The organism is Brochothrix sp. (assembly GCF_017549435.1).
GTDB lineage: Bacteria > Bacillota > Bacilli > Lactobacillales > Listeriaceae > Brochothrix > Brochothrix thermosphacta.
The window spans coordinates 22,119-32,983 of sequence record NZ_JAFYUW010000049.1 but is presented as its reverse complement, the minus strand read 5'-3'; the positions used below and the strand labels follow the sequence as shown (position 1 = coordinate 32,983).

13 protein-coding genes are annotated in these 10,865 nt (G+C 38.7%); all 13 read right to left on the bottom strand.

Annotation, left to right across the window (positions count from 1 at the left end):
• Window positions 1-28: 28 nt before the first annotated feature.
• Window positions 29-1,306, bottom strand: a complete 1,278-nt coding sequence (aroA, locus tag IKV95_RS03590; protein ID WP_287451412.1) for a 3-phosphoshikimate 1-carboxyvinyltransferase — start codon at window positions 1,304-1,306, stop codon at window positions 29-31.
• 10 nt (window positions 1,307-1,316) lie between these two features.
• Window positions 1,317-2,423 carry a prephenate dehydrogenase gene (locus IKV95_RS03585; protein ID WP_029091205.1) on the bottom strand — a complete coding sequence of 369 codons (1,107 nt, stop codon included), beginning with the start codon at window positions 2,421-2,423 and terminating at the stop codon, window positions 1,317-1,319.
• A gap of 4 nt (window positions 2,424-2,427) precedes the next feature.
• Complete coding sequence (gene aroH, locus IKV95_RS03580; RefSeq protein WP_029091204.1) at window positions 2,428-2,799, bottom strand: chorismate mutase; 372 nt, start codon at window positions 2,797-2,799, stop codon at window positions 2,428-2,430.
• 27 nt (window positions 2,800-2,826) lie between these two features.
• Entirely contained in the window at window positions 2,827-3,906 is a 1,080-nt protein-coding gene (gene aroB, locus IKV95_RS03575; RefSeq protein WP_287451411.1) for a 3-dehydroquinate synthase, read from the bottom strand.
• 2 nt (window positions 3,907-3,908) lie between these two features.
• Entirely contained in the window at window positions 3,909-5,078 is a 1,170-nt protein-coding gene (gene aroC / locus IKV95_RS03570) for a chorismate synthase (RefSeq protein WP_029091202.1), read from the bottom strand.
• A gap of 245 nt (window positions 5,079-5,323) precedes the next feature.
• Window positions 5,324-5,611, bottom strand: a complete 288-nt coding sequence (locus IKV95_RS03565) for a hypothetical protein (protein ID WP_287451410.1) — start codon at window positions 5,609-5,611, stop codon at window positions 5,324-5,326.
• Complete coding sequence (gene ndk / locus IKV95_RS03560) at window positions 5,611-6,024, bottom strand: nucleoside-diphosphate kinase (RefSeq protein WP_029091200.1); 414 nt, start codon at window positions 6,022-6,024, stop codon at window positions 5,611-5,613. Before ndk ends, IKV95_RS03565 begins: the two co-directional genes overlap by 1 nt.
• Window positions 6,025-6,098: 74 nt before the next feature.
• A complete protein-coding gene (locus IKV95_RS03555; protein ID WP_287451409.1) occupies window positions 6,099-7,085 on the bottom strand; it encodes a polyprenyl synthetase family protein in 987 nt (328 codons plus the stop codon).
• Window positions 7,086-7,811 (bottom strand): demethylmenaquinone methyltransferase, encoded by a 726-nt coding sequence (locus IKV95_RS03550; RefSeq protein ID WP_036027094.1) that lies wholly within the window; start codon window positions 7,809-7,811, stop codon window positions 7,086-7,088.
• Window positions 7,808-8,539, bottom strand: a complete 732-nt coding sequence (locus IKV95_RS03545) for a heptaprenyl diphosphate synthase component 1 (protein WP_069126420.1) — start codon at window positions 8,537-8,539, stop codon at window positions 7,808-7,810. The genes IKV95_RS03550 and IKV95_RS03545 overlap by 4 nt, the downstream gene beginning before the upstream one ends.
• A 21-nt stretch (window positions 8,540-8,560) precedes the next feature.
• Window positions 8,561-9,121 (bottom strand): GTP cyclohydrolase I FolE, encoded by a 561-nt coding sequence (gene folE, locus IKV95_RS03540; RefSeq protein ID WP_036027092.1) that lies wholly within the window; start codon window positions 9,119-9,121, stop codon window positions 8,561-8,563.
• A gap of 271 nt (window positions 9,122-9,392) precedes the next feature.
• Entirely contained in the window at window positions 9,393-9,668 is a 276-nt protein-coding gene (locus tag IKV95_RS03535) for an HU family DNA-binding protein (protein WP_029091195.1), read from the bottom strand.
• 175 nt (window positions 9,669-9,843) lie between these two features.
• Window positions 9,844-10,851 (bottom strand): NAD(P)H-dependent glycerol-3-phosphate dehydrogenase, encoded by a 1,008-nt coding sequence (locus IKV95_RS03530; protein WP_096699515.1) that lies wholly within the window; start codon window positions 10,849-10,851, stop codon window positions 9,844-9,846.
• Window positions 10,852-10,865 lie beyond the last annotated feature (14 nt).

Sequence of the window (10,865 nt, the reverse complement as noted above, 5' to 3'; positions counted from 1 at the left end):
TTGTTCTAAACGGTTGAATCCGTTTTTATTATTTACTTAATTGTTCAACGTGTTCAAAGAAGTTGGGATAAGAAACGGCTATGGCTTCTGCATCTTCTAGTTCTACTGGTGACGACGCAATAAATCCTGCGACTGCTAACATCATACCGATACGATGATCACCATGTGAAGAAACTGTGGCACCATGCAACGCTGTTGGCCCTTTAATAATTAAGCCGTCTGGTGTCGCTGTAATATCGGCACCCATTTTAGTTAATTCTTCTGCGACTGTATCAATTCGATTGGTTTCTTTAACTTTTAATTCTTCTGCATCTTTAATCACTGTTGTTCCTTCTGCCTGAGTGGCCAGCAAGGCAATAATCGGCAGCTCATCAATGAGACGAGGGATAAGACTGCCACCAATTTCAGTAGCTTTCAATGGCGCTGCGCTTACAGTCAAATCAGATAATGGTTCACCCGTTGTCGGTTGACTTGTTTCAGCAATAGCGGCACCCATATCACGCAATACATCAATGATACCTGTTCGCGTAGGGTTCATCCCCACATTTTTAAGCGTCACCTTTGAACCGGCTAATAAACTTGCTGCAACAAGGAAAAATGCTGCTGAGGAAATATCACCTGGCACGTAGATGTTTTGCCCTTGTAACGGCGGTTGTTTTGTAATACTGATGCTTAAACCATTGATGGTAATTTCACCACCAAATTGTTGCAGCATACGCTCTGTATGATCACGAGATTTTTCTTTTTCATTAATAATTGTGACATCATCACTTTGCATACCTGCAAATAACAAGGCGCTTTTGACTTGTGCACTTGCAACTGGCATATCATAATTAATGCCCGTAATAGCCTCAACAGCTGAAACTGTCACTGGTGCCAAGCCACCTTCTTGAGCACTGATTGCTGCACTCATTGTTTTTAATGGTGTGATGACACGATTCATTGGTCGTTTTTGAATAGAGGCGTCACCTGTCAATCGGCTTTCAAATGGTCGTCCTGCTAAAATCCCCATCATTAAACGAATGGTCGTGCCTGAATTACCCACATCTAAAATAGTTGAAGGTTGTTTAAGCGACTCAATGCCAGTCCCGTGCACTGTGATTTTATCAGATGAAACATCGATAGCAACACCTAGCTGACGAAATACCGCAATTGTGCTGAGGCAATCTTCACCATGTAAAAAATGTTCAATGGTCGTTTGTCCATTTGCTAAAGCACCAAACATAATTGCGCGATGCGAAATTGATTTATCACCGGGTACCTCAATGGTCCCGTTAAGTTGTTTAATTGCATTAACTGTTTTCATTTATCTGCTCCTAACCTAGCACACTACATTCAAAATTAGTCGTCGCTTCTATCACTGATTTAGCACGCTGGCGTTCCTGAGTTGACTGGAAGCTCACTTGTAAAATACCCATGATATCTTCACGTGTCTCAATAATTCGAATATTTGTAATGCTGATTTCTTCACGTGCTAATAAACTTGTCACCTCAGAAATAACCCCTGGGTAATCTGGTATATCAATCATTAAATCGCTATAAGAATGAAGCGCGTTACGCTGTTTATCTGGTAACTCATCACGGTAACGTTTAGCATCGTCGAAAAAGCGATAAATATCTGTTTCGCTACCGGTCGCTACCAAGTCTTGAATGGCTCCAACTTCTGTTTGCCACGAACTTAACAACTGCATCAGGTTTTCTCTGTTTTCCATCGTAATATCTGTCCACATTTTAGGGTCACTAGCAGCGATACGGGTTACATCTCTAAAACCACCTGCTGCTAATTGAATTGTTTGTGGCAGTTCCTCTGTAAATTTAGCTGTTTGTTGGATGAGCCCTGAAGCAATTAAATGCGGTAAATGGCTGATCATCCCTACCATTTTATCATGTTGACTTGCTGAACTAATTAAAAAATGTGCTTTTGTTCCAACCAGGTAGTTTTCTAACTCTGGAACGCGCGCTGCTGCTTGTTCATCCGCTGGTGTTAATATGTAAAGTGCATTTTCAAAGAGGATTTCCTTAGCTGCTTGAACGCCACTTTTGTGTGAACCTGCCATTGGATGACCACCAATAAAGCTGTAGTTTTTAGCTGTCAGCTCTTTAGCTGCTGCTTCAATCGTTGTTTTCGTACTGCTGGCATCAGTGATTAACACTGACTGTTTTAAGGGTAATTGTGCTAAATGTGAAATTAATTGTTTTGTTTGTCGCACAGGTGCCGCTAACAAAATAAGGTCAGCTGACGTCGCTGCTTCATCCAAATTGATAACACGTTCATCAATGACACCTAATCGCAACGCTTCTGATAACGTCTCTGGATTAGCATCGTAGCCTAAAATTGTAACATCAGGTCGCCCGCGTTTAACTGCTAAGGCAATTGATCCACCAATTAAGCCAATACCGATGACTAATAATTTCTTTCGCATACCTTTACACCTCTTTTTGTGATAAATCAGGACGAAGATGCTGTGCACCCTTTTGATAAGCATGATGAACATCAGACTGTGCGATTGTTGTATCACAGTGCAACATGACGCGAATACAAAGTGGCAAAGCCTTTGGTACATCCATTTCAACCATACTAATCACAGGCACATATTCAAATCCCTTAAAGGTGCGAACAACTTTTGCTGGAAAGCAGGCGTTCACATCGGCTGTTGCCGAAAAGAAAATTGATGTAATTGCATCCGCTTCTAACTTGTTTTCTCTGAATAGTTCTTCCAGTAATGCTATCGTTGCTTCCTCAATTGCTGTGACGCTATTTTCTGCAACAGTTGTTGCGCCTCGGATACCTCTTATCATCATCTTCGCCTCTTTCTTTACCTTCAATTATTTCATTTTTTCAAAAACGCGCTGAAGTATTTCTTTTTCAACGACATGGATACTTGGTTCACCAATTTTATTTAACAGGACAAAATGTATCGCCTGATAGGTTGTTTTTTTATCATGTAACATACTTTTAAACAATTCTTCGAACGTTAAATCGTCTGGCACACTCAAGTCATATCCAAGCGTTTCACTCCAAGCTTCCCAACGCTCACGTTCAAATTGTAATCCCGTAACTTCTTCCGATAATAACAGTGCAAATTTCATACCTACCATAATCGCCTCACCATGGAACCAACGACTGAAATTACCAGCCGCTTCAATTGCATGACCAAACGTATGACCAAAATTAAGGTACGCGCGAATGCCTTGTTCTTTCTCATCAACAGCTACAATATTCGCTTTGATCTGGATGCCTTCTTCCAAATAGGTTGTCATGTCATTTTTATATAACGAAGCCATTGTCGGATACTGTGTCATTACTTTTTCTAACAATACATTATCTGCAATTAGACCATGTTTAATCAATTCAGCAAAACCAGAACGCATTTGACGTTCGGGTAAGGTTTCTAACAATGCCGTGTCATAATAAACAGCTACCGGTTGATGAAAGGCACCCACAAGATTTTTTCCTAGGGGGTGATTGATGGCTGTTTTTCCACCTACGGCACTATCGTGCGCTAATATGGTTGTGGGCATTTGAATAAAATCGATGCCTCGCATGAATGAAGCGGCAACAAAGCCTGCTAAATCACCAACGGCACCTCCACCAAAAGCTACGATGACACTTTTACGATCCAAACCCTGTTGAATCAAATGCGTCATTACTTTTTCATAGACAGAAAATGTTTTAGCGGCTTCACCTGCTGGTGTAATATAAATTGGGACGGTTTGATCTAATCCCTCAGTCAACGTGACCATCACGTGTGCATAGTGTGCTGCGACATTCTCATCGGTAATAAACAGAACTTTTGAATAGCCTGATAATTGAGCTTTAATCGTCGCTTCTTCAGTGTTCAAACAATTTTTTCCTACTAAGACAGGATAATTTGCTGTTGCTGTGTTCACTTCGATAGCTACCATCTTTAAAACTCCTTCGCTGCTTGACGTCTTGCGTCAACTTCACGTTTTAAATCAGCTAATGTCGCATGCGAGAACTCCTCTAAAATCGCATTGGCTACTTCCCATGCAACCACATGTTCTGCTACAACACTTGCTGCTGGTACAGCACATGAATCAGAACGTTCAACACTTGCTTTAAACGGCTCTTTAGTATCAATATCAACACTTTGTAACGGACGGTATAAAGTCGGTATCGGCTTCATGACACCACGCACTATAATAGGCATCCCTGTCGACATACCCCCTTCAAAACCACCCAAGTGATTCGTTGCGCGTGTGTATCCTTGTTGTTCATCATATAAAATCTCATCTTGTACTTGGCTACCTGGAATGTTTGCCATTTCAAACCCTAAACCAAATTCAACGCCTTTAAAGGCATTGATGCTCATTACAGCTGCTGCAATACGGGCATCGAGTTTACGATCAAAGTGAACATAGCTTCCGATACCTTCTGGCACATTATCAATGACCACTTCAACTAAACCACCAATAGTATCGCCATCGCGGCGTGCTTGGTCCATTCGTTCTTTCATTTTTTCGTTGGCTTCTTCATCCAATGTACGTGTTTCTGACGCTTCTGCTCGTTCTTGAATTTCAATTGCTGATAGGTTTGAAATATCGACTGTTGCAGTCACTCCACCAATTTTACGCACATGACTACTCACATCAATGCCTAATTCTTTCAGTAATTGTTTGGCTACAGAACCAGCTGCCACACGCATCGTTGTTTCGCGCGCTGACGAGCGTTCTAAGACGTTTCTCAAATCTCTGTGTCCATACTTGATTCCACCCACCAAATCAGCATGACCGGGACGTGGACGTGTTACAGTACGTTTAACAACTACATCATCAGCTACTGGCTCGCTTCCCATCTCTTTTAACCAATGACGGTAATCAAGATTCGTTACACTTAACGCTACAGGTGAACCTAACGTTTTACCATGACGTACACCCGCGGTAATTGCAACTTGATCTTTTTCTATTTTCATACGTCCCCCACGGCCATAACCGCCTTGACGACGTTTCAAATCTACGTTAATATTTTCTGCTAAAATTGTAAACCCTGCAGGTAATCCCTCAATAATCGTTGTTAGTTGTGGACCATGTGATTCTCCAGCTGTTAAATATCTCATTATTTACACTCCCTATTCTTTATCGCTTTAAAGTATATTAGCATTTTATCATATATTTTCGTTAACTTCAACCTCATACGCTTTTAGTTTATAACTGTCACAATTATCTCACAATTCATTATGTAAAAGAACCCAATGCACTCATACATTGGGTTTCAGACTGAAGATAAACAAAAAGCTAGCTTTTTACTACTCTCTCACGATTACGTACCATCAGTATATGTAACATCATTCGCTCGTTGTCATTATTGTTTAGCAAAATCCAAACAACTACAGCAAAATTTCAAAAATGACATTTTGATAAAATGAATCAAACTTTTATTTTCTTCAGTTTTATTTGTAGCTGAACGTTTGGTTCTGCTTTTATTTTCTCCAAGCTCGTCGCCATTAAACGGACTATTTTCGTTTTTATTTTTCTCTAGCACTTCACACCAAAACTCGTGATATTTCAAAAACACCATCCTGACAAATAGCGTCAAAATGGTATTTTCTCCAATCTCTTCAATTTTAAATGGGTGTGAAGGTGCTTTCACTATACAAACTCACTTTCATCAAAGAACAGGTTAATTTCACGTTCAGCGCTTTCCAGAGAGTCTGAGCCATGAACAACGTTAAAAGCTGTGTCTGTTGCAAAGCGTCCTCTGATAGAGGCTAGGTCTGCTTCTAAATGTTTTGTTTTACCATTGATTTTACGTCCAATCACTACTGCATCATTTCCCTGCCATACCATTGCAAAAACTGGTCCCGATGTTATAAACGATACAAGTTCTCCAAAGAACGGCTTATCAACATGCTCTGCATAATGTTTTTTCGCCAACTCTTCTGATATTACCATTAATTTTCCTGCCACCAATATCAATCCTTTTTGTTCGTACTGCTTTACTACTTCACCGATTAAATGACGTTTAACACCATCTGGTTTAACCATAATAAATGTTTTTTCCATTTCAATACACCCCTAGTTAAATTAAGTTTGTAAAAAATCGTTCCGTTCAAAGCTTAGTCTCTTACATTTTTTGATTAATCTGCGCGGTCTAATAAATAGTTAGTAATTTGTCGCAGCGGTTTTGTCGCTTTAGGATCATTAAACTCATCTAAAACTGCGACTGCTTTTTGTAAATATTTCTCACTGATATTCTGTGCTTTTTCTAAGGCACCACTCGTTCGTATGGCTTCTAATACATCAACCATTTCAGAACTTGTCGTTTTTTCATTAATTTTTTCAATTTGGCGTTTCAATACAGGATCTTCCATCGCAATAAAGGCTGGTAAAGTTATGTTTCCTTGCTGTAAATCACCTCCGACAGGTTTGCCTATTTCAGCTTCTGTCATTGTGTAATCAAGAATATCGTCTCTTATTTGGAATGACATGCCGACATAATAACCAAATAAGTAAAGGCGTTTTGCCTTGTCTTCCATTCCACCAGCAATTGCACCTAGTTGACAGCTGGCCGCTATAAGAACTGCCGTTTTACGTTTAATTCGTCGCAGATACACACGCAAAGATTGCGTGCTATCATACTGATAGCGTATCTGTTCAATTTCACCTAAACTCAATTCATATGTTGTTTGTGATAAAACGTCATGTATCAACGGATTATTCAATGTTGCCACACTGGTTAAGCTTTTAGCAAACAAATAATCACCGGCATACATGGCAACATGATTGTCCCACATCGCTTTAACAGAGGTTCTACCTCGACGTATGTCGGAATCATCAACAACATCATCATGTAAAATAGATGCCGAATGAATCAATTCCACAGACAACGCTAACTTCATCGCTGCTTCTTTATCGATATCTCCAAGCCGTGCACAGATTAATACAAAGATAGGGCGGATGCGTTTTCCTCCAGCTCCTAACAATTGATGTGCCGCTGCTTCAATAATCGGTGATTCCTCCGATATGACAATATCTAACAGCGCTTGGTCGATTTTCTTGAGGTCTTTCTTCAAAGAACTATAAAGACTCAATAAATCAAATGTATTTCCTTTTTTCAAAACCATTTAGCTTTTTTTAACTCCCATATGAGTAGCTGCCGCCCCGCCTGAAAACGATTTGTAGGTAACAGCAACAAAACCAGCTTTTACAAGGAGTTGTGCTAATCGTTCCTTATCAGGGAATAGACGAGTGGAATCATTTAACCAAGCATATTCTTTATAGCTCTTGGCAAAAACACGCCCAAATAATGGCATTACATATTTAAAATAACCAAAATATAATTGACGATAAACAGGTAGAGTAGGCTGCGATGTTTCTAAGCATGCAAACAAACCGCCTGGTTTTAACACGCGATTAATCTCTTTTAATACCGTTAAATAATCAGGAACATTACGCAATCCAAAACCAATAGTTACGTAATCAAACGAATTATCTTCAAATGGTAATTCCATAGCATTACCTTCAATTAAAGTAATATTTTCAAACGAAGAAGCATCCACTTTCTTTTGACCTTCAGCTAACATATTTGCAGAAAAATCAAAACCAATCACTTCGCCCTCTTCGCCAACAGCCTCAGCCATCGATAAAGTCCAATCAGCAGTCCCACAACAAACGTCTAAGGCTTTTGCACCTTGTACAATCATCATGTCATCCATTGTTTCTTTTCGCCAGCCTTTATGCAATTGAAAACTGATAACAGCATTCATTTTATCGTAACCTGGTGATACTTTTTCAAACACATTGTGCACTTTTTCTAACTTGGATTGTTGATCTAATTCTTCTTGGCTCATAATATGATTAACTCCCCTTCGTGTTTCGGTTGTATAAGCGCGGTTAAATGATTTTTAAGACGATCACTTAATTCCCCGTTTTTTATCTTATTTAATTGTTTTGTAAGCTCTGTTTCAAGAAACTGTATCCACAGATTCTTAGCTTCTATTTTAACATCTATTACATTATTTTTGTTGCCTTTCAATCGAGCTAAGGTCATAGCAGTTTTAATCACGTTAATATATTCTGTTGATTCGCCAAAATAGCGAGCTAAATGTTGATGAATATAACTCTCTGCTAATATTAAATTTTCAATTTTAAATTTTCCAGCTTGAAGCGCTTGGTAAGAATTAGCTCGTGCTTGATTAATTCCTGCAATGGCTTCTGCAAAAATCTCAATTAATTGTGGTTTCTCCAACATAGCTAGTTCACGATAATATAACCCACTATAAAAATCGCCAGCTAAAACAGTTAATTGTCGCTGCTTTCTCATTTTTTCAGAAGTAAGGTTCCCCTCAGTGACTGATTCATGAATATCCAATGCTTGCTTAATTAATAATAGGGCACACATAATATGATTTAATTCTTTATTAGTATGACTGTGTTTATTTATCAATTCATAACTGATTAACACTTCAGTATCAATGCTTGCAAGTTGTGCCAGATTTTCTTTCAAATAAGGATAATTCGCACGTTTACGAACGTAAGATAACGCATTATCCAATCCATCTATTTTTTGCTGAAACATCGTGTACCCCTTTCTCATAACTTACTTTATCATTGTCAAAATTTCGATACGTGCATCCGCATCATTCGCGTATAAACCACGGGCTGCTGTTGTAATTGTTACTGCTCCTGGTTTTTTTACACCGCGCATCGCCATGCACATATGTTCTGCCTCAACATAAACAAAAACGCCCACAGCTTTCAATTCTGTTTCGATTAAATCAGCAATTGTTTTGGTAATACGTTCTTGTACCTGAGGACGCTTGCTAATATCTTCAACAATACGAGCCAACTTACTCAAACCAACGACATTTCCATCCGCAGGTAGATAAGCAATGCTTACTTTACCATAAAATGGTACCAAGTGATGTTCACATACAGAATGAAACCCAATGTCTTTCACAAGGACCATTTCACTGTATTCTTCTTCAAATACTGTTTCTAAATGTTTTTTAGGATCTTTTTCTAATCCACTAAAAATTTCTTCATACATCCGTGCAACACGCATCGGTGTATCTAATAAGCCTGAACGGTTGGGGTCTTCACCCACAGCCTCTAATATATCTTTCACAGCTAATGCTATTTTCTCTTTATTTACAGTCATAGACGGCTTCTCCACCTTATAAAATACTTCTAATATATCATATCATACACCCTTTTATAAATAAATACAGTCTTTCAGTCTAATGTAATAACCTTGTAAACTTAACGATGAAAAGGCTTTTATAAAATGAAGATTTAAACCCTATAAAAACACCTACTATGCTGTTATTCAACGTAATCAAATTTCTGTTTATTGACACCGATTCCTCAATTTAAACAAAAAAAGAGCACCGCCGAAGCAGTCCTCTTTTTTCACTCTGTAAAATATGTAATTATTTTACAGCATCTTTAAGTGCTTTACCTGGTTTGAATGCAGGTACTTTACTTGCTGGAATTTGGATTTCTTTACCAGTTTGTGGGTTACGGCCTTTACGAGCTGCACGATCACGAACTTCAAAGTTACCAAAGCCAATTAATTGAACTTTGTCGCCTTTAGCTAAAGTTTCTTGAATAGAAGCGAAAACCGCTTCTACCGCTTTAGTTGCGTCTTTTTTAGATAATTCTGTTGCTTCTGCAACGCTATTTACTAAATCTGTCTTATTTGCCATTATGTTTTCACCTCCTTGAAAAGGATATTAGAAAAACTTATTTGTTAAAAATTATGAATTTTTATAAATTCTTAATTTCATTAAAAGATTATCACATAAACCTTGTCACTGCAAGTGATTGCACGTTTTTTAAGCGTTTTCAAGTCTTTTAGACTATATTATAACTATATTTAGCTCAATATTCGCTTTTTTTCTGACGTCCCATCAACTCATCAACAGCTACCTGAGGATCTTTACCTTCGTATAAAATCCCATAAATCGCTGTCGTAATTGGCATTGATACCTCGAGTTCTTTCGACCACAAATAAACTGCTTTTGTAGTACGAACACCCTCAACAATCATACCGACAGATTCAAGAACCTCTTCAAGCGTTTCACCTTTTCCAAGTCGATAACCTGTACGCCAATTTCGTGAATGTTGACTTGTACAAGTAACAATTAAGTCACCAATACCTGTCAGACCAGAAAATGTGCCTTCATCAGCTCCAACCGCATCACCGAGACGAATTATTTCTCTCATTCCGCGTGTAATCAAAGCTGCTTTTGCATTATCACCATTACCTAAACCATCAGATATACCCGCACCGAGAGCAATGATGTTTTTTAAAGCCCCACCAATTTCAGTACCGATAATATCATCATGTGTATACACACGCAGGTTTAAATTAGAAAACGCATTCTGAACTGTTTGAGCTGCTACAATATCTGTAGAAGCCGCTGTTAACGTTGTAGGCATACGTCTGCATACTTCTTCTGCATGACTAGGCCCAGATAACGCTACAATCGCTGAAACAAGTGTTGAATCCATTGCCTCAGCAATAATTTCAGAAATACGTTTGTTTGTTTCGGGCTCAATCCCCTTACTTACATGTACGACAATAACTGGCTGCGTTAAGTATTGATTTATTTGCCCAATAACCTCACGAATTGCTTTCGTTGGAACGGCTAAAATAACAATGTTTGCTCCAGACAAAACTTCTTGAATAGATGAAGTCGCTCTCAACCGTTCAGGCAACACTATATCTGGCAAGTACTTATGATTACGATGTTGCTCGTTAATTTCAAGTGCTGCTTCTTCACGGTGTGACCACATCATGACTTCTTCATTGTTATCAGCAAGAACAAGCCCTAAAGCTGTTCCCCAACTTCCTGTACCTAAAAGCGCAATTTTACCCATAATTATCACCTTTCATCACA

Coding starts and splice junctions, on each gene's coding strand:
- aroA (WP_287451412.1), bottom strand. CDS start 1,306: ATGAAAACAGTTAATGCAATTAAACAACTTAACGGGACCATTGAGGTA.
- IKV95_RS03585 (WP_029091205.1), bottom strand. CDS start 2,423: ATGCGAAAGAAATTATTAGTCATCGGTATTGGCTTAATTGGTGGATCA.
- aroH (WP_029091204.1), bottom strand. CDS start 2,799: ATGATAAGAGGTATCCGAGGCGCAACAACTGTTGCAGAAAATAGCGTC.
- aroB (WP_287451411.1), bottom strand. CDS start 3,906: ATGGTAGCTATCGAAGTGAACACAGCAACAGCAAATTATCCTGTCTTA.
- aroC (WP_029091202.1), bottom strand. CDS start 5,078: ATGAGATATTTAACAGCTGGAGAATCACATGGTCCACAACTAACAACG.
- ndk (WP_029091200.1), bottom strand. CDS start 6,024: ATGGAAAAAACATTTATTATGGTTAAACCAGATGGTGTTAAACGTCAT.
- IKV95_RS03555 (WP_287451409.1), bottom strand. CDS start 7,085: ATGGTTTTGAAAAAAGGAAATACATTTGATTTATTGAGTCTTTATAGT.
- IKV95_RS03550 (WP_036027094.1), bottom strand. CDS start 7,811: ATGAGCCAAGAAGAATTAGATCAACAATCCAAGTTAGAAAAAGTGCAC.
- IKV95_RS03545 (WP_069126420.1), bottom strand. CDS start 8,539: ATGTTTCAGCAAAAAATAGATGGATTGGATAATGCGTTATCTTACGTT.
- folE (WP_036027092.1), bottom strand. CDS start 9,121: ATGACTGTAAATAAAGAGAAAATAGCATTAGCTGTGAAAGATATATTA.
- IKV95_RS03535 (WP_029091195.1), bottom strand. CDS start 9,668: ATGGCAAATAAGACAGATTTAGTAAATAGCGTTGCAGAAGCAACAGAA.